Below are 18,959 nucleotides of genomic sequence, written 5' to 3'. Positions count from 1 at the left end.
GGTCCTTGTTTTTTTTAAGATTCATGTTTTTCTGTCGCTTCTCCTCCCCAAACACAGGGATTCAGGCCTCAGCCTGCAGCGGATCTTCACCCGGGAGAATCTCCGCAATGGCTGCTCTGAGGGCCTCGACCTGATGCGGTGCGTCCACCTTCTGGCCGTCGAAATCCCTGACATAAAAAACATCCACCACCTGGTCCACTTTGGTGGCGATTTTGGCGACCCAGATATCCAGGCCGCACTTGAAAAGCGCATCGGTCACCCGGAAGAGGAGACCGGGAAAATCGAACGTCACCACCTCGACGATGGTGAAAAAACTGGAGGTGTCGTTGTCCACCACGATTTCCGTGGGGCGATCGGCAGTATAAGGCTGGATAGGGGTGGCATCGCTGTCTTTGCGAACCAGTTCCCGACTCAGATCCAACCGGTCCGTGAGGGCTTCTTCGAGATTTCGGCCGGCCCGCTCCCAGCGTTCGTCCTCGAAAATCGGATCCGGCGGCGGCGTCACTTCGAACACGTCCAGGGCGATGTTGTTGCGCCAGGTAAACACCTGAACATCGAGGATGTTGATGTTATTCAGGGTGAATACCCCGGCGATTCTTGAAATCAGACCGGGCCGGTCCTTGCCGCAGATGGTCACGGTACGGGTGTCGGCACCGGGTGACTGTTCGATCTGCCACACAAAGGGCTGGTCCCCGAGTCTGTCGTACAGCTTCAGATGTCCAGGAATTTTTGCTGCCGGCATGTAAAGCATGTAGCGGGGCGACATGAAGTTGAGAAGCGTCTCCAACCGGTCCGTCTCCATTTCCCCTGCCATGGCGGCGATGACCGCCTGTCTTTTTTTCTCGACGCTTCTGACGGCGCGGCCGGAGGCCAGTTCGCCGCGTTCGAGAACATTGAGCACCTTGAAGAACAGGTTCCGCAAAAGGCTGGAAGTCCAGTCGTTCCAGGCTTTGGGCCCGGTGGCCATGGAGTCGGCAACGGTAAGCAGGTAGAGCATTTTCAGCAGCTCCACCTTTTTAATGGTTCGGGCCATGGAAAGGGCCGTCTCTTCATCGTTGACGTCCCGCCGCGTGGCCGTCTGAATCAACAGCAGGTGGTGCTCGACCAGAAAGGCCACGATTTTGGCGTCCACCGGGGCGGCGCCTTTTTCCAGCATAATTTTCTCGGCCAGAATCGCGCCGCGCTCGGAGTGGCCGCTTTTGGGCTCCCCTTTGCCGATATCGTGAAGGAGTGCCGCCCACAGGAGCAGTTTCTTTTTTCTCAACTCCTTGTAAAGACTGGTTGCCAGCGGATCATTCGGCTGAAGGGCGTCGCCGTCGATTTCCTTGAGGATTCTGATGGTGAAAAGAAGGTGCCGGGCGACGGGGTAAAGATGATACTGGTCGAACTGAATACGGTTGATGACGGGTTTGAAATCCGGGATGAACCGCGCCAGAAAACCCGTATTGAGCATCTGATTGAACACCTCGAAGGCCCGGCTGGATCGGATCAGGATGCGCTCGAACTGTTTCACCACTTGCGGATCGGATCGGAAGCGGGCATCGACTATATAACCGAAATCCTGCACCAGTCTTTTGGCTTCGCTGTTCAATGGCGCCTTCTGGGCGGCGCTTTCCACAAAAATGTCCATCAGCAACTGCGGATTATTAAGTATTTTTTCCGGAGAGGCGAAGTTGAGCATGCCACGGTTGAATTTGAGGCCCTTGACTTCGGTAACCTTCAGTCCCTTGTTCTTTCTTTTGAGCCGCTTGCTCTGTTCCATCTCGTACAGAAACATCTCATGCTGCTGCTTGACGTACTCCATGTGGCTGTGCAGCTCACCCAACAGGTGCTCCACGGGTAAATGGCCGTTGAACGCAGGCACCCCCATCACCTCGGCCAGCTTGCGCTGCTGTTCAAGATGAATCCGGTCGCTTTTTCGACCCATCATCAAATGGAAGCGGTTTCTTACATTCCAGATAAACGCCAGGGCGCCGGACAGGCGCTTGTAATCCTCGTGGGAAAAATAGCCATAATACTCCAGATCCCGGCGGTGCTTGATTCCGGATTTGATCTTGGCGATCCAGAGCATGGTGTGATAGTCCCGCAGCCCCCCCTGGCCCTCCTTGAAGTTGGGCTCCAGCAGATAGGAAGAGTCGCCGAAATGACGGTGCCGTTCCCGGTTGGATTCAACCAGCCAGGAGATAATCGCATCCGGTTTGAGGTTGATGAACTTGGCGCGGATCTTGTCCATCAGTTTCATGAAAAGGGGCGACATGCCGCAGATGAAACGGGCGTCGAGAATGGAGGTCAGCACCTCGAAATCCTGGCGCGCCATGGAAAGGCACTCTTTGATGGAGCGTGTGGCGTGCCCCACATCCAGACCCATGTCCCACAGGGGATAGATGATTTCACGGACCAATTCCTCGGCCACGGGGGGAACCTTCTTTTCGAACAGAAACAGCAGGTCCACATCGGAATAGACACACTGCTCGCCGCGTCCGTATCCCCCTAATGCCACAACGGCATATGGATTTTTGGCAATGTCCATGGTGGGACCCACCACGCTTTTTTCGTAGCTCTGGTGAAAATAGTCGTCGATGAGCCGGGCATGGTCGTCGAGAAACGTCGGGGCCTTGCCGGCCACCAGATCGTTGATGAGCCGTTCACGCCCTTCTTTCAGGGCCACGGAAACATCGGCGTACAGGTTGTGGGGGCGGGGATCGTTCACATCTCTACCTTGATTGTTGTTTCGAACAATCAATTTGTAGAGCAACCGGCGTGCCATTTGCCGATTATGTAGATATATCTTTTAATAAAAAATAGTTATGCTTGTATTCAAAGATATCGATTTTGCTATCACAATTACAAAATTGAAATATTTTTGAGCAAATAATTACAAAATTGGAATTAAGAGGAAAATCTCAGAAACTTGCAGAGTCATTCGGACAGCCTTATGCCGCTTACTGATCAGGCAGTTGTGGCACATTGGGAATTTCAACCCCGTGCACAGGTACTGCTCCCCGGCAATGATAAACAATCGCAATTTTAAGGAAAAGGCGAGACGCCCGGCTTAAAGCAAATCCACCCCGAAGCAGCAGGACCGGCCGCTTCAGGGTGGATTGCGGGGAGGAACAGATGGCTTACCGTGCGATGATAATCATCCGACTCGTGTTGGAGCGTTTACGACTGGGTTACCGGTTTGGCGGAAGGGCTGTAACCGGGGGCCCCGGACGAAGGCGTTCCGCCGATTGAAGAGATGCCGCCATGGGTGGAGACACCGAAGTCCGGATAGGCGATGCCACCGTGTTCGGCAAGGTCCAATCCTTCCAGTTCTTCTTCCGGGGAAACCCGCAGACCGATGGCTTTGTCAATAAGTTTGAACATGATGAAAGCCATGGGAAAGGTCCAGATGAAGCAGGCGGCGATGCCCAGCAACTGAACCCCGATAATACTGGCGGACGTTCCGCCGATGTTGAAAATTCCGGCGGCCAGGGTACCCCAGGCACCATTCACGCCATGGACGGAAACCGCGCCGACCGGGTCATCGACCTTGATCTTGTCGAAGAACAAGACCGAAAAGACCACCAGAACACCGGCAATGGCACCGATGATGATCGCACTTCCGGGCAGGACATTGGCACAACCGGCGGTAATGGCCACCAGACCGGCCAGGGCACCGTTGAGACTCATGCCGACTTCAGGCTTGCCGAATTTAGCCCAGGAGGCGATCATGGCCAGCACGGCACCGGCGGCGGCCGCCAGGTTGGTGTTGACGAAAATCATGGCGATACTGGTATCCGCGGTAGTAGTGGATCCGGGGTTGAAGCCGAACCATCCCAGCCACAGGATAAAAACGCCCAGTGCTGCCAGAGGGATATTGTGACCCATGATAGGTTTGACTTTCCCGTCTTTGGTATATTTACCGATTCTGGGGCCGAGGACGATGGCGCCAGCCAGAGCCGCCCATCCGCCCACTGAATGGACCACGGTGGATCCGGCGAAATCGATGAAGCCGAAGCCTTCCAGCCAGCCGCTGCCGTTAAACAGGCTGCCCCAGGCCCAGGACCCGAAGACCGGGTAAATCAGGGCCGAAACGACGATACTGTAAAGAATGTAGCCGGTGAACTTGGTGCGCTCGGCCATGGCGCCGGAAACGATGGTGGCGGCCGTGGCGGCGAAAACGACCTGGAACATCCAGAAGGCCAGGACCCAGGGATCGCCATCCGGCGTGAAATCGCTGAGGAAAAAACCGGAGGTGCCGAACCAACCGGTAGCGGAGGCTCCGAACATCAGGCCGAACCCGATGGCCCAGAAGGCGATGGAGCCAATGGAAAAATCCATGAGGTTTTTCATCATGATGTTGATGGAGTTTTTGGCGCGGGTAAAACCGGCTTCCACCATGGCAAATCCGGCCTGCATGAAAAACACCAGACAGGCTGCCACCAGGGTCCACAGGTAATTGGCATGGGTCTGTACCAGATCGATGGCATCTTTATTGGTCAGCACCGTGGGTTCGGGATCCGCCGCCAGAGCAAACGGAACGCTTATCAAAACGGCCAGGATCAGCAGGACAAATGCTTTCAGTTTCATTTTTTTCTCCCTTGAAAGTAAATTATATTTTAAAATTTGAACAATTCGTATTTAAGCTAAATGGCATCCTTGCCGGATTCCCCGGTACGAATGCGGTAGGCGCCTTCAACAGGCAGGACGAAGATCTTGCCATCTCCGACACTACCTGTATTGGCCACCTCGGAAATAGTGGCAACCACTTTGTCCGTCAGATCGGAGTCCACGACGATGTCGATTTTGACTTTGGGAATGAAATCGGTCTGGTACTCGGCACCGCGATAAATTTCTTTATGGCCGCGCTGGCGCCCGAAGCCCTTGACTTCGCTGATGGTCATACCTGAAACGCCGATTTTGTTGAGGGCATCTTTGACATCGTCCAGTTTGAACGGTTTAATTATTGTTTCGATTTTTTTCATGGAAGCATCTCCTGATTAATGAGTTGAGCAATCCCGGGCATTGACGTCTTTGCCATTCCTACTGAGCAACCGCTGTGCCAATTGCAGCAAAAAATTACATAACTATTTGATAAATAAAAAAAAATAAAAATTCCAAAACTGATCATTCGATATCGTATTTACTTTTTTGTGTTTTAAACGCCATTAAAATTACAAAATCAGTATAAAAATACCAAGATATTGCAAAAACGTAATTTTTGACCACAAATCCCGTTGCCGGGTATCAATCGCAGCATTCTTCCAATGTGGATCAGGGCCTTTTCTATGAGGCTGTCCCTTATTGGCTTTGCGATCCCTTTATTTGGCGGGAGCGGAATCGAAATGGATGGGAATCCTGTCTTTCGATTCTATTAGTCATTCGTATCGCCAACCCGCTTTCTTTGGTCCGACCGGTTGGCACTTTTTTAACACCGAAAAATGAATTCGAGCCCGCCAGTTACAAAAATGTAACACCGCCGATGTATACCGTGATCGGAGGGTGGGCGTACAGTAAAACGGGATGGCTGACCGCTTTTCGATTTGAAATTATGGCTTGAATTTTATTCAGGATCTCCATAAGTTGGTTTTCGCCACAGCAGGACTGACCGAAAGATTCAACCCGTTGCCCCCGCAACCCCACCGACGGAACAGGAGACCGACCGATGACCGTTGCCCGTAAAATTGAAGAGATCATGACCCAATCGTCATGGATTCGAAAAATGTTTGAAGAGGGCGCCAGGCTCAAGGCCGAACATGGCGCCGACAATGTATTCGACTTCAGCCTGGGAAACCCCAACCTCCCACCACCCGAAAAGTTCAACGAAGTTTTGCGGGATACGGTGGATTCATGCGGCCTCGGAGACCACTGCTACATGCCCCAGGCCGGGTATCCCCAGGTGTGTGTGTCCGTCGCCGAATACCTCACCATTGAACAGGGTGTGACCATGAGCTGCGATGACGTCATCATGACCTGCGGCGCCGCCGGCGCCCTGAACGTAATTTTCAAGGCCCTGCTCGATCCCGGTGACGAGGTGCTGACGCCCACGCCCTGCTTTGTGGAGTACCGTTTTTACGCCGACAATCACGGAGGGGTGTTGAAAATGGTAGGCACCCGGCCGGATTTCACGTTAGACCTGGATGCTATTGCCGACGCCATTACCGAGAAAACCAAGATCGTTCTGATCAATTCGCCCAATAACCCGACCGGTCAGATTTACGACAAGGCCAGCCTGGATGCCCTGGGGAAACTGCTCGAGCAGAAAAGCGGCCAGTTCGGTCACATCATTTATCTGGTTTCCGACGAACCCTACCGCAAAATCGTCTTCGACGACGCCCGGGTACCCTCCATTTTCCAGAGCTACGCTCAGAGTATCCTGGCGACATCCTATTCCAAAGACATCTCCATTCCCGGCGAACGCATCGGTTTTGCCGCGGTCAACCCCGCCGCAACGCATAAAAAGGAATTAATGGCTGGCATGGCGCTCACCAACCGGATTCTGGGGTTTGTCAATGCGCCGGCACTGATGCAGCGGGTGGTGGCCTGCATGCAGGGGATGAGCGTGGATATCAACGAGTACAAACGCAAAAGGGATATTTTCTGCGAGGGATTGGCCGATGCCGGCTATACCTTCACCACACCACCGGGCGCTTTTTACCTTTTTCCTCAAACGCCCATCGCCGACGATGTGGCCTTCGTAAGGGAGCTGCAAAAAGAGTTGATTCTCGTGGTGCCTGGCAGCGGGTTTGCCGGGCCAGGCCATTTCCGCATCGCCTTTTGCGTGGACGATCAGACCATTGTCAAGGCATTGCCGGGCTTCAAACGGGTAATGGAAAAATTTAAATAAACATATGTTCAGAACAGGAATCGATAAACCTTAGAAGGAGGCAAATTGCATGAAGATTTTGAAGATCGATCATCTGGGAATCGCGGTAAACAGCATCGAGGATGGCAAGGATTTCTGGTCCGGCGTGCTGGGCCTGAATTTCGAAGGTGCCGAGACCGTTGCCGAACAGAAAGTCACCACGGCTTTTTTCCCGGTGGGCGAAAGCGAAGTCGAGTTGCTTGAGTCCACGGCGCCGGACGGCCCCGTGGCCAAATATATCGAAAAACGGGGCCAGGGCATCCAGCATGTGGCGTTCCGGGTCGAAAACATCGAAGAGGCGCTGGCCGAGCTAAAGGAAAAGGGCGTCAAACTCATCGACCAGGAGCCCAGGATAGGTGCCGGCGGGGCCAAGATCGCCTTTTTGCACCCCAAAGCCACCGCCGGTGTTTTAGTGGAGCTGTGCCAGAGAGACTGATTTTTTTGCCGGGTCTCCAATGAAACGGCAGTGGTTGATTTATTTTAAAAAAAGGCCGGCGGCTCGCTTTTAGCCTCTCCGGCCTCTTTTTTACCCCATAGTTGCATACGTTGGGGTTTATTACCCCCTGGAACCAAGCCGCAGGCCGCCATGGATAAAGTACGTGTCTCCAGCCAAGGCCTCATTTTGATAAATCGCACCCACCAGATCGGCAACCTCTTCCGGTTCGATTAAACGGCCGATGGGAACCTCGTGCAGAATGTTCTCAAGCGCCTTTTGGTCCATATTCTTGACCATGGGTGTACCCACATAGCCGGGTGCTACTGCGACACATCGAATTTTGCCGGACAGGCCACGACGAAAAAACTCGGCGGTTATAACCTTAGGCATTACAGACATGGCTGCCTTCGTAGAAGAGTAGTTAATCTGACCCGCCGTTCCCAATGCGCCGGTAGAAGAAATAAGACAGACAAGCCCCTTACAATTGTTGTTCACCATGCGTTCGGTGCACTCCCGTACGGTGAGAAAAACGCCGGTGAGATTGATGTCAACGACATTCTGAAATTGCTTGAGTGACATTTTCTTTTTCACCTTGCCGGTTTCACGATCAGTCGAAAGCATCAAACCATCCATGATGATTCCTGCAAAAGGGGCAACCAGGTTGATCTGCCCGAACGCATTAATGGCCTTGTCCGCCAATCGCCCGCAATCCTCTTCATTGGTAACATCGCATGGAATGGTGACAATGCTGCCGCCCAACTCCTCCTTGGCTTTTTCAAGAGCCTCGGGAACCACATCGGCCAAAACCACTTTTCCCTGTTTTTTAACCCAGTATCTGGCCAGAGCCATCCCGATGCCGCCGCTTCCTCCTGTAATAACCGCAACGGAATCTTTTACTTCAAGCATATCATTTCTCCTTTGTTATAAACGGTTTTGCGTCACCGCAAATTTATTTGGCAGAGAGGTGTTAGTGACTCGCTTTCCGGCGTTTTTGCAATTGCTCGCCATATAACACACAATGCAAAGCTTACGCCAAACGCTCTATAAGAAATGCATGTGAACGTTCTCCTTTTTTGCCGGCCAACCTGTTTCGACCAGACATAAACAGTATGGCATGGGATTTGGATGTGATGAGCCAAATAGCACGAACAGCTATTTTGTTAGATTACTTTTTCAGGAGTTATCAAATGCCACAATTGGAGAGAAGTAAACTCATTCCGGCAACGGAGGCGGTCGGTAAAATCAAGGACGGAGACACCATCGCTTTCGGCGGTTTTGTAGCAACCGCCATACCGGAAGAAATTTTCTCAGCAATCGAGACCTCGTATGTAAAGCATCGAAAGCCGAGGGATCTGACCATCATGTATGCAGCCGGACAAGGAGACAGCGACAAAAAGGGATTGAACCACTTTGCTCATGACGGCCTGGTAAAACGGGTTATCGGCGGTCACTGGGGCCTTGCTCCCGGGATGGCCCGATTGGCCATTGAAAACAAGGTGATCGGATACAACCTGCCTCAGGGTATTATTTCTCACATGTACAGGGATATCGCCGCCCACAAACCAAGAACCATCAGTCACGTGGGCCTGGGAACATTTGTCGATCCGCGCGATACCGGCGGAAAGATCAATGCAATTACAACTGAAGAGATCGTCGAACTTATCGAGTTCGATGGGAAAGAGTATTTGGCCTATAAAAACCGGCCGATTAACGTTGCGATCCTGCGGGGAACGACTGCTGACGAAGACGGAAACATTACCATCGAAAAAGAGGCGTTGACCCTCGAATCATTGGAGATTGCGACAGCCGCGCATAATTCCGGGGGCATTGTAATTGTGGCGATCGAACGCATCGCCAAGCGGGGCACGCTCAAGCCCAAAGACGTCAAAATTCCAGGAATCATGGTTGATTACTTGGTTTTGTCCCAAAAAGAAAATCACTGGCAGACCTTCGCCGTGGAATACGACCCTTCTTTCAGCGGTGAGATAAAGATTCCCATGGAATCGATTCCACCGATGGAAATGACCGAACGAAAAATCGTTTCCCGACGGGCCGTCTTCGAGCTTCAACCCGGCGATATCGTAAACCTTGGAATCGGTATGTCGGAGGGCGTGGCACCGGTGGCCAACGAAGAGGGGATTTTGGCGGAAATTACCCTTACGGCGGAACCGGGTGTCATTGGTGGACTTCCGGCTGGCGGCCTTAATTTCGGTGCAGCCACCAACACGGATGCCATCATCGGGCAGCCTGCCCAGTTTGATTTTTATCACGGCGGGGGGCTTGATATTGGATTTCTGGGACTTGCCCAGGCGGATAAGGAGGGAAACCTGAATGTCAGTAAATTCGGGCCAAAGCTGGCCGGTGCCGGCGGTTTTATCGATATCACCCAAAATGCCAATCGGGTGATATTTATGGGGACTTTTACCGCCGGAGGCCTGAAGGTTGCCATTGAGGACGGCAAAATAAAAATCGTTCAGGAAGGGAAGTTCAAAAAATTCCTGGACCGGGTCGAACACATCACTTTCAGCGGGAAGTACGCCCGCCAAAAAAAGCAGAAAGTATTATATATTACCGAGCGATGCGTTTTCGAACTCACTGAGGAGGGAATGGCGTTAACCGAGATCGCACCGGGCATCGATATCGAAACGGACATATTTGCGCATATGGATTTCGTTCCCGTTGTAAAGAAGTCACCCATCATGATGGATCGTCGTATCTTCCAGGCAGGCCCAATGGGGTTTCGGGAAAATTTCTAATTGCATCCAACAGGAACGATCCTGCTGACGGTCAGTTGCAGGATCGTTCTTTCTTTTGTGGCCATTTCAATTCTGTTTTTATCCCATCTTCTGTCAGCCCTATTTAATTCCGGCCTAGCACGCTTTTGGCTGTATCAATTTTGCTACAATTGTTTCCTGGGAGATAGCGCGAGGCCATATCGTTCAGCCTTTTTATACAAGAGCGTGCGGTGAATTCCGAGCAGTCTCGCTGCATGAGCCTTGTTGTAACCTGTTTCTTCCAGGGCTGTCTGAATGGCCTCTTTTTCGGCCTCGACCTGGGCCTGCTTTAAAGAGGAAATCGCCGAGGCCATCTTTTTCTGACGGCGGTGCAAGTAGAACGGCAGATCGTCCGGCTGAATAACATCTCCTTCCACCGAAGAGAGTGCCCGCTCGAGGACGTTGGTGAGTTCCCGGACGTTTCCTTTCCAGTCATAATTTTGAAGCATCATTTCCACGTCTGCATCCATGCTGATTTGAGCGAAGGCCGCATCTTCTATCATTTGTTTGAGAAGATGTCTTGCCAGGAGAACGATATCTTCCCTGCGCTCACGCAGAGGCGGAATCTGAAGCGAAATCACGTTGAGGCGGTAGAAAAGATCCCGCCGGAAAAGTCCCTTGGCCATCATGTCTTCAAGATTTCGATTGGTTGCCGCAATCAGGCGAAAATCGGATCGGATGATTTTTGTGCCGCCGATTCGTTCGAATTCTTTTTCCTCCAATACGCGCAGCAATTTCGGCTGCATGCTGAGCGGCAGTTCTCCGATCTCATCGAGGAATATCGATCCCCGGTGCGCCAGTTCGAATTTTCCCGGTTTGCCTTCGTGCTTAGCGCCGGTAAAAGCCCCTCGTTCATAGCCAAAAAGTTCCGACTCCAACAGTTCTCCCGGAATGGCCGCGCAGTTCAGCCGGATAAACGGGTGGAGTTTGCGCGGACTGGCGTGATGGATGGCCTGGGCGAAAAGCTCCTTGCCGGTTCCGCTTTCACCGGTAATCAACACTGGAAACCGATTGGCTGTGGCCTTAAGCGCCTCTTTTTTCAATCCATTGATTGCACGACTGATCCCCACGATACTGTCCATGGTGTAACGCGTCGATCGAAGATCGATGAGTTCCCTTTCATACAATTTAACTTTTGACTCCAGCATGGAGAGCCTGGCCGCCAGTTTTTTTATTTTCTTGACGTTCTGAAAAATCACCTGGCCGTAAACGCCGATGATTTTTCCGTTACAACGGATCGGGATCCGCTGGACCATCATCTCCTGACCCTTTATCTGCTGGGTCCGGTTCATTTCCGGCTTACCGGTTTTGGCGACAATGTGCATACGTGTATTTTCGATCACTTCGGTGCAGTGCTTGCCTATGGGATAACTGGAATCGATGCCGAGAAATTTCGCGTAGGCCCTGTTGAAATGGGTGATATATCCCTGGGCGTCGATAACAACGGCGCCGTCATGGATGCTATCGAAAATTCTTCTCAAACTTTCCAGCCGATTTTCAGTATCCGTTTTCTTGCCCTTTGAGCTCTTCGTCTCCGCAGATGAACCTTCGGGACGTTTTACCAACTTCTCGTCAAGCGGTTCCATTGCAAATCTCCGTATCAAAAGTTCTACATGTAGAATGGTTGATACGGAATAGATAGCTTCGAGATTGGTATTTGTCGAGGTTTTTTTAGCATATTCCCAAATGGCAGGTGATTTTCTGGGGCTGCGGAGAGGAAGTTTTGTACCGGTATGGCATTTGCAGCAGCCTTTTTATTATTCATCCAAACAAAACCGACATGGTGCAACTTTCCGTAAAGCGCACAAAACGAATCGTTGACTTTGGGACTGCAAGAGATTATGAGCATTTTCGCAAAATAGCTTTCCGATGACACTCTCCCGGAGTGTTTCACCTACATGATGGACAAGGAGGTTTTTGAATGAAACGACGTAATTTTTTGAAGGGTTTGGCCGCGGGTTCAGCGGGACTGGCCATCAGCAGCGGCGTAGGCACCATGACGACAAGTGCATACGCGAAGAGAAAAAAGGAAGATTTCGGCGAGGTAAAAAGCGTTAAAGTCGAATGCGTGTCCGAAACGAGCTGGTTCGACAATGCAACCCTCGGCAAGGATATCAAGGCTGCCGGTGGTATCAACACCAACCAGTACGATGTTGCCTATAACGAAGAAAACCTTGGTGGATATGCGGCCCTGATCGAGGTTGAAGCCCTTGACGGCACAAAAACCAAATATCTGATGGACAGCGGCTGGAGCAACGACTGGATGGATTATGTCTTCGCGCAAAGCGGTGTCGACAAGATGCTCAAGAACAAGGAAATCGATACCATGGTGATCTCTCACGATCACATCGATCACTACTTTGGTATTGAGAGCACCTTGAAGCATCAACCCGACATCAAGATGTACTTTCCTTCCACATCCATGGAAAAAAGCTTTGCGCTGCTGAAAGGCGCCGATTTCTCCAAAACGCCGGGTTGCCCGAAAAACGCCTTCCCCCATACAGGAGAACTCATTGTCACCAAACCCGACAAACTTTACAAGCTTCAGGACGGTGCCGCGGTTGTCTTCTTCGACGCTCCTGCAACCCTTCAGGTGCGGGGAGAAAACGTCATGTATTTCAAAGTTAAAGATAAAGGGTATGTCACGGTAACAGGATGCTGCCATCCCGGAATCCTGACCCTGATCAACTATGCCCGTCGCAATTTCAAGGATGGAAAACAGATGTACGGCTGCTATGGCGGACTGCACATCTCTCCTTTTGAGAATTGGGACCCAAAAATGGACGATATTATTGCCGGAGTCCAGCAGTACGATATGGATAAAATCGCCTGCAACCATTGCACCGGCTGGATTTGGGCGGAAAAAGCGGTCAAGGCGGGGCTTCCGATTGTAAAGGGTACGGACAAATTTCGGTCCTATAAAAAAGTCGGCACACTGGCAAAGGCCAACACGTCAAATATCTATACGGGGAACGGAGATGTGGTCGTGTTCTGATTTGAGCACCGCCCGTTGACGATCCATACGGAAAGGTGCCTGATCGGCAGGTCCGGCGGCGAACCTGCCGATCGACCCTACAGAGATGGCACCTTTCCAAGTTTTCCTGTCCAGAATAGAGGTCATGTTATGGAGAAACGAAGTGCTGATCAAAGCTGGATGGCCGCACGAACCCTGGTTCCCCGGTGGGGCTTGTGGACCTCCGGTCTTGTAAATTTAATCGTTCTGGCGATTACTGCCGTCGCTTTATGGTGGATTTTCTTTTCCAACAGCGGAGTATTCAAGCTCTACACGCCGCTTTTGGGGTTTTCGCTTGTCATCTGGATGTTGCTCATTATCATGTGGCACGTTGAATTTTTCGATTTCTGGCCCTTTACCGATCGATTTCTGGCCGAGTCGCACCCCTTGAAAAAAGGTGGTATATTCACGGCTACTTCGCTTTTGTTCTACTTCGCCCTCATTTTCGGGGTTCTTTTTTTCATCATCGGAAATTACGGCGTTACCTATTTCAACTGGAACAGCCTTGCGACATACGGACAGTTGGGCCAGGATGTCATGTCTACCCGCGAGACGACCTCATGGTCATTCATCTGCCTTTCCGTCCCTTTTTTGTGGCTCACCACGGTGCTGCTGGTCGGCGTCGGCAAGGACATCTGGCCAAATGACCCCCAACCGAGTCAGGGACTGGCGAACTGGCTGCTCATGGCAATGCTCTCCATTCCCCTTTTCCTGATATTCTTTCATCCGCACATCGGATCCATGTTCTACCCGGCACAAATATACACCGCCGTACCGCCGTGGTGGAAGCAGATCGCCCACACCAACAGTGCCGAATACGGACTGGGCATCCTGTTTTGTACCGTTATCGTGATTTTCATTACGTTGCAGTTGTGGGAGGGCCGTCCCTGGACACTGGTCAATAAGCAGCCCTGGAGAGTTATTTTCGTTATTCTTGGCGGGTTGGCACTCGGATTTATCTTTTTTAAGATACAGCTTTATATCATGGACTATCTGTGGGACGAGGCCTACATCGGCGGTCAAAACGATGCCAATTTCGGGTGGCGATACAGCCACACCGTAACCATGGGCAATTTCATACTGGTTCCGACCATTATCCTGAATCTATATTTCGGCAGTGCATTTTCATCCATGAAGCTTTGGTTGAAAGGAATCGTTACCACCGGCATTGCCATCATCGCAGGCCTTGTCTTTGCGTGGTGCTACTATCGGTGGGCGCCAGTCGTGCTGGGCGTCTGTTCGGGCGTGTCCCATCCGTCCGAGAACCCCTCCGCATTTCTGGTGATGATCATCGTCCTGCTGAACATTCAGGACTACTTCATGGACAGGTGGCCCGGATACCGGTCGGATCGTAAAGGGACTGAATAATTGTGGCTGTCGGAAACAGTGTCGATCCCGTTCGCATCGGTGAGGAATTTTTTTACCGCCTCTTTCATTTTCTTTTTCATGATGAGGGCGCACGGAAGCATTTTGAGCTGTCTCAGATCAATTTTTTCAACAGTCGCGAAGGATTACCCGGCTGGAACCTGTGGTTTCAAGAGAATACGGGGGCCTATCAACTGGCCCTCGTAGAGGCTCGTACGCTCCATGACGAAGAGCATTGCACATCCCCGGTTTCTCCCGGCGCTACGCCGGTAACGGGCCGGTTGGCCGTCAAGTATTTTCCCGCTGCCGACGATCCCTTGCTGGACAGCTACTCCTGTACGGAAACACTGCTGCGTTTAGGGACGCTTTTCGATCACACGGGCACCCCCACTCTTGCCGGGCAGGGGCGTATCGACGACAGTTGTTTTGTCGTGGGATATTTAGACTTTAGAACAGATACAAACAGAAAATTTATTGAACTCGATGGCATGGCACCCAACCGGTGGCGGGACGTGCGGGTGGACGGATTTTACATCGAAACGGCGCAAAACGGAAAAGTCGAAGCCGTTGTTCCGGGAGGAATCGATCGCGACGTTCCCGGGTGGGATCTGGCATTTTTCTTTTTTGACAAACTGTTTTCCGTTTGTGGATATGCCTTCAAAACTTCCCCTTATGCCGCTGTTTTTGCCCGTAAAAAATGGACCCGATTCGATATAGACAAGAACCATTGCTGCAAAGAAACGCTGGATAGCGACATCGAACTGTTCCATCTGGTTACCGGCTTTGAGATGAATGATGACGGCAACGGGAACCACCGTCCTTTGCCAAGCAGGGAAGTCTACGTTCAAATGGTCAATGATCGCCTGACAGCCGAAGGCTTCCGGCTGCCCGAGATCTGCACTGATCCCGACGAATCCGCTTATCGGGTGATCCGGCCGTGGTGGTGGTCTGCCGGGGAATTGCATTTTTCCCCAGAAACAGATCTCGAGATGCACCACTGTTGCTACCACGATCATTAACCGCAAAACAGGAAGGCCCTCATGGATCGAACACGACGATCGTTCTTAAAAAACCAATTCCTCGGCAGGGCCGTCAAGCTGATCGAAGACGTAACGACGTCGTTTAAAGAGGCGGCTTCGGACAGCGATTATTTCGAGTCCTATGAAACCTGTTATCCCCTGGTTTCCGAATATTCCTATTTCTTGGAAGACGAAGTCAAAGAACTCGGCATAGACGCCTCGGGAAAAAGCAACCAGGAACTCGTTGAAACCGTGTATGGGAAGAAGGGCCGCATCCTGTGAAAACGGCATATTCGAATATTACTGACAGTATTTCGATTTCTCTTCATGTTGCCGTTTTGCCCCGTTCTTGAAACAGCAATAACAACCCACGAAGGAATTCACACCTTCATTATCGCCTTTCGCTGAGCAACGATTCGCTTATAAACGCCTCGGTGGCGAGAACCCCAAGGACAAACCGCCAAGGCGACAGCGAAGCCCGTTAACGGCCGATTCGTCTGAAAAATCCCTGTTGACACGATTCTGCCGTTAATAATAATCGGACCCCGTTATTGGTGGGACCAATACTATTGGGGATTGCTTGCCGCCGCCTGACCATGTATCTTTTCTAAAAAGCCGTTTTTCGAGAGCCGATACCCTACACTGGGAAAAAGCCGTGAAAAATTCAATGTCTCCCGATCTGCCCGGAAGCGTCTATTTTTTCGGTACCTGCCTGATGGATGCCGTCTATCCCGATGCCGGAATGGCGGCCATCCGACTGCTTCAGTCTCTTGGGGCGAACGTTATCTTTCCGCCGGATCAGTCCTGCTGCGGCCAGCCGGCCTACAATTCCGGATTTATCGAAGAAGCCCGGGCCGTGGCCCGCAAACAGATTCAGGTGTTTTCCCAACCCTATCCCATTGTGGTTCCCTCCGGCTCCTGCGCCGGCATGATGAAGCATCACTACCCGGCGCTGTTTGCCGGGCGTGAAGAGGAAGCCGCTGCCCACCGCTTCGCCGGCCGAGTGTACGAATTGTTCGAATACCTGGTCACGGTATTGAACGCGACATTCGAAGATCGGGGCGATCCGGTCACGGTCACCTGGCACAGCTCCTGCCACGCCCTGCGCGAAATGAAGGTGGTCCAGTACGCCAAGGACCTGATCGGGCAGTTGAAAAACGTAACCCTGGTGGAGCTTGCCCGCGAGACCGAATGCTGCGGCTTCGGGGGCACCTTTGCCGTCAAGCAGCCGGCGATTTCCGCGGCCATGGTCAAGGACAAGGTTGCCGACATCCGGCAAACCGGCGCTTCCACACTGCTCGCCGGTGACTGCGGCTGCCTGATGAACATCACCGGTGCCATGGACCATGAGGGTGTGGCCATCGACGGCAAACACCTGGCCGAATTCATCTGGGAGAGAACCAATGGACGCTAAGACGAGGTTCGATTTTAAAAGCAACATCGAAGGCGCCCTGAAAGACGACCAGCTTCGCAAAAATCTACGCAATGCCATGGACATCCTGGTCGACAAACGCCGCACCGTTTTTACGGACAACGACGAGCTGGAGAGACTGCGCGCTGCCGGCAACGCCATCAAGCGCCGGGCCTTGAAACAGCTTCCCCAGCTGTTGGAGCAACTCGAAGAAAAGTGCACCCAAAACGGCATCCAGGTTCACTGGGCCGAAGATACGGACCAGGCCAACGGTATCGTATTGGATCTCCTGCACCGCCACGATGCAACGTCGGTGGTCAAGGGGAAATCCATGGTTTCCGAGGAGATGCACCTGAACCGGTTCCTCGAGAAAAACGGCATCGAAGCCGTGGAGACCGATCTGGGCGAGTTCATTATCCAGCTCAACCACGAAACGCCTTCGCACATCATCGTGCCGGCCATTCACAAAAATAAGGACGAGGTGGCCGCCATCTTTCACGAAAAACTGGCAGACACGCCCTACACCGAAGACGTGGAAGAGTTGACTGCCATCGCCCGGCAGGCGCTGCGCAAGCGCTTCGCCGGCGCCACGGTGGGACTTTCCGGCGTCAATTTCGCCATTGCCGAAACCGGGACCCTGCTGCTGGTGGAAAACGAAGGCAACGGCCGCATGTGCACCACCGCCCCCGATGTGCATATCGCCGTCATGGGCCTGGAAAAGGTAGTCGAAAAGCTTTCCGACGTGCCGCCCCTGCTGAGGCTGTTAACCGGATCGGCCACCGGGCAGATCGTCACCACCTATGTCAACATGATCACCTCCCCGCGCAAAAAGGGCGAAAAGGACGGCCCCAAGGAGGTCCACCTGGTGATTCTGGACAACGGCCGCGCAAGCATCCTGGCCGATCCCCAACTGCGCCAGACCCTGCTCTGCATCCGCTGCGGCACCTGCCTGAACCACTGCCCGGTATACGTGCGCATCGGCGGCCATGCCTACGGGCACGTCTATCCAGGCCCCATCGGCAAGATTCTCACGCCGCAGATGGAGGGGCTCGAACGGACCGGCGTCCTGGTCACGGCATCCAGCCTTTGCGGCGCCTGCGGCGAAGTCTGTCCGGTAAAGATTCCCATTCCCGATCTGATCCGCCGCCTGCGCAACGAGAGCTACGACCAGGAAAAGGCCGCCGTGGTTCCTGGCGGCGGGTACAAAAAGAACCTGGCGGAAACCATGGTGTGGAAAGGCTGGGAGCTGGCCAACCGCCTGCCGGTGCTCAATGAAATGGGCACCCGCTTGGCCGGTGCCATGGGAAAACACCTGCCAAAGGTCGGTCCGTTGAAGCAGTGGACATCGATCCGCACGGCTCCGCGTGTGGCCCGTAGTAGCCTTCACGAACGGGTGCGCAATGAGGGGGTGAAAAATGAATAGCACGCCTGTCGTCCAACCGGTCCGGGAACGCATCTTCAAACGCCTGTATGCATCCGGTACGGAACAGACCGAAGTACCGGATGCACCGCTGCCGCAGGAACCGGTCCTCGATCGCGATGAAAAGATTGAACGGTTGACCGCGTTGATGACTGCTGTGCGCACCGAGGTCCATCTCGTGGAGGCCGCCGCCTGGCCAAAGAGGCTCGAGGAATTGGGCCGGGAAAAGGGCTGGAAGCGATTGTTGTATGGCCCGAAAAGCCCCATCGGTCCGGAAATCGAATCGGCATGGCCCGCCGATGCCAAAGGCTTTCCGGAACGAGTTCCGTATATCCAGGAAGTGGAAACCTTTAAAAAGGATCTTTTCGAGACCGTCGACGTGGCCGTAACCAGTACCCGCGGCGGTGTGGCCGACACCGGGGCCGTGGTGCTCTGGCCCACGCCGGAAGAACCGCGGCTCATGTCCCTGGTGCCGCCGGTCCACGTGGCCGTTCTGGACGCCGATGCCATCTACGATTCGATGAACGCCATGATGACGGCCGAGAACTGGGCCGCAGGCATGCCCACCAATGCCCTGCTGATCTCCGGTCCGTCCAAGACCGCCGATATCGAATTCACTCTGGTATTTGGGGTGCATGGGCCTAAGGAGTTGATTGTAATTATAAGAAAATAAG

General features: G+C 52.8%; 15 protein-coding genes. 10 read left to right on the top strand and 5 right to left on the bottom strand.

The genetic code is table 11. The annotated features are described in order from the left end of the window. Positions 1-61: 61 nt before the first annotated feature. The 3 genes from glnD to GN111_RS22335 form a co-directional block, all read right to left on the bottom strand. Positions 62-2,710, bottom strand: a complete 2,649-nt coding sequence (glnD, locus tag GN111_RS22345) for a [protein-PII] uridylyltransferase (RefSeq protein WP_170302414.1) — start codon at positions 2,708-2,710, stop codon at positions 62-64. A 452-nt stretch (positions 2,711-3,162) separates the two neighbouring features. Beyond that, positions 3,163-4,572 (bottom strand): ammonium transporter, encoded by a 1,410-nt coding sequence (locus tag GN111_RS22340; protein ID WP_155305879.1) that lies wholly within the window; start codon positions 4,570-4,572, stop codon positions 3,163-3,165. Between the two features lie 56 nt (positions 4,573-4,628). After that, the gene (locus tag GN111_RS22335; RefSeq protein ID WP_155305878.1) at positions 4,629-4,967 is read right to left on the bottom strand and encodes a P-II family nitrogen regulator; all 339 of its coding nucleotides are present in this window, start codon (positions 4,965-4,967) and stop codon (positions 4,629-4,631) included. Positions 4,968-5,647: 680 nt separating this feature from the next. Between GN111_RS22335 and GN111_RS22330 the strand changes: the two genes are divergently transcribed. Both GN111_RS22330 and mce read left to right on the top strand, forming a co-directional pair. Then, the gene (locus tag GN111_RS22330; protein ID WP_155305877.1) at positions 5,648-6,829 is read left to right on the top strand and encodes a pyridoxal phosphate-dependent aminotransferase; all 1,182 of its coding nucleotides are present in this window, start codon (positions 5,648-5,650) and stop codon (positions 6,827-6,829) included. A gap of 49 nt (positions 6,830-6,878) precedes the next feature. Continuing rightward, positions 6,879-7,283 (top strand): methylmalonyl-CoA epimerase, encoded by a 405-nt coding sequence (mce, locus tag GN111_RS22325; protein ID WP_155305876.1) that lies wholly within the window; start codon positions 6,879-6,881, stop codon positions 7,281-7,283. Positions 7,284-7,403: 120 nt separating this feature from the next. Here the strand turns inward: mce and GN111_RS22320 are convergent, their stop codons facing one another. Next, complete coding sequence (locus tag GN111_RS22320) at positions 7,404-8,189, bottom strand: SDR family NAD(P)-dependent oxidoreductase (RefSeq protein ID WP_155305875.1); 786 nt, start codon at positions 8,187-8,189, stop codon at positions 7,404-7,406. A 281-nt stretch (positions 8,190-8,470) separates the two neighbouring features. Here GN111_RS22320 and GN111_RS22315 point away from each other — a divergent pair, with 281 nt between their 5' ends. Then, a complete protein-coding gene (locus GN111_RS22315; protein ID WP_231715530.1) occupies positions 8,471-10,039 on the top strand; it encodes an acyl CoA:acetate/3-ketoacid CoA transferase in 1,569 nt (522 codons plus the stop codon). Positions 10,040-10,182: 143 nt separating this feature from the next. Here GN111_RS22315 and GN111_RS22310 read toward each other — a convergent pair whose 3' ends face one another. Further along, positions 10,183-11,643: a sigma-54 interaction domain-containing protein gene (locus tag GN111_RS22310; protein WP_155305874.1), complete on the bottom strand. Its 1,461-nt coding sequence runs from the start codon at positions 11,641-11,643 to the stop codon at positions 10,183-10,185. A 335-nt stretch (positions 11,644-11,978) separates the two neighbouring features. On the opposite strand from GN111_RS22310, the gene GN111_RS22305 reads away from it, so the two are divergent. The 7 genes from GN111_RS22305 (at position 11,979) to GN111_RS22275 (ending at position 18,958) form a co-directional block, all read left to right on the top strand. Next, positions 11,979-13,052: an MBL fold metallo-hydrolase gene (locus tag GN111_RS22305; protein WP_155305873.1), complete on the top strand. Its 1,074-nt coding sequence runs from the start codon at positions 11,979-11,981 to the stop codon at positions 13,050-13,052. 129 nt (positions 13,053-13,181) lie between these two features. Further along, complete coding sequence (locus tag GN111_RS22300; RefSeq protein WP_155305872.1) at positions 13,182-14,438, top strand: hypothetical protein; 1,257 nt, start codon at positions 13,182-13,184, stop codon at positions 14,436-14,438. A 2-nt stretch (positions 14,439-14,440) separates the two neighbouring features. Then, positions 14,441-15,454: a hypothetical protein gene (locus GN111_RS22295; protein WP_155305871.1), complete on the top strand. Its 1,014-nt coding sequence runs from the start codon at positions 14,441-14,443 to the stop codon at positions 15,452-15,454. 21 nt (positions 15,455-15,475) lie between these two features. After that, positions 15,476-15,736 carry a hypothetical protein gene (locus tag GN111_RS22290; protein WP_155305870.1) on the top strand — a complete coding sequence of 87 codons (261 nt, stop codon included), beginning with the start codon at positions 15,476-15,478 and terminating at the stop codon, positions 15,734-15,736. A 373-nt stretch (positions 15,737-16,109) separates the two neighbouring features. Next, complete coding sequence (locus GN111_RS22285) at positions 16,110-16,868, top strand: (Fe-S)-binding protein (protein ID WP_231715529.1); 759 nt, start codon at positions 16,110-16,112, stop codon at positions 16,866-16,868. Continuing rightward, entirely contained in the window at positions 16,858-18,288 is a 1,431-nt protein-coding gene (locus tag GN111_RS22280) for a LutB/LldF family L-lactate oxidation iron-sulfur protein (protein WP_155305869.1), read from the top strand. Before GN111_RS22285 ends, GN111_RS22280 begins: the two co-directional genes overlap by 11 nt. Next, the gene (locus GN111_RS22275; RefSeq protein WP_155305868.1) at positions 18,281-18,958 is read left to right on the top strand and encodes a LutC/YkgG family protein; all 678 of its coding nucleotides are present in this window, start codon (positions 18,281-18,283) and stop codon (positions 18,956-18,958) included. Before GN111_RS22280 ends, GN111_RS22275 begins: the two co-directional genes overlap by 8 nt. Position 18,959: the final 1 nt, after the last annotated feature.

Origin of the sequence: Desulfosarcina widdelii, from assembly GCF_009688965.1 — a bacterium.
Taxonomy (GTDB): Bacteria; Desulfobacterota; Desulfobacteria; order Desulfobacterales; family Desulfosarcinaceae; genus Desulfosarcina; species Desulfosarcina widdelii.
This window is presented reverse-complemented; position numbering and strand designations above follow the sequence as displayed.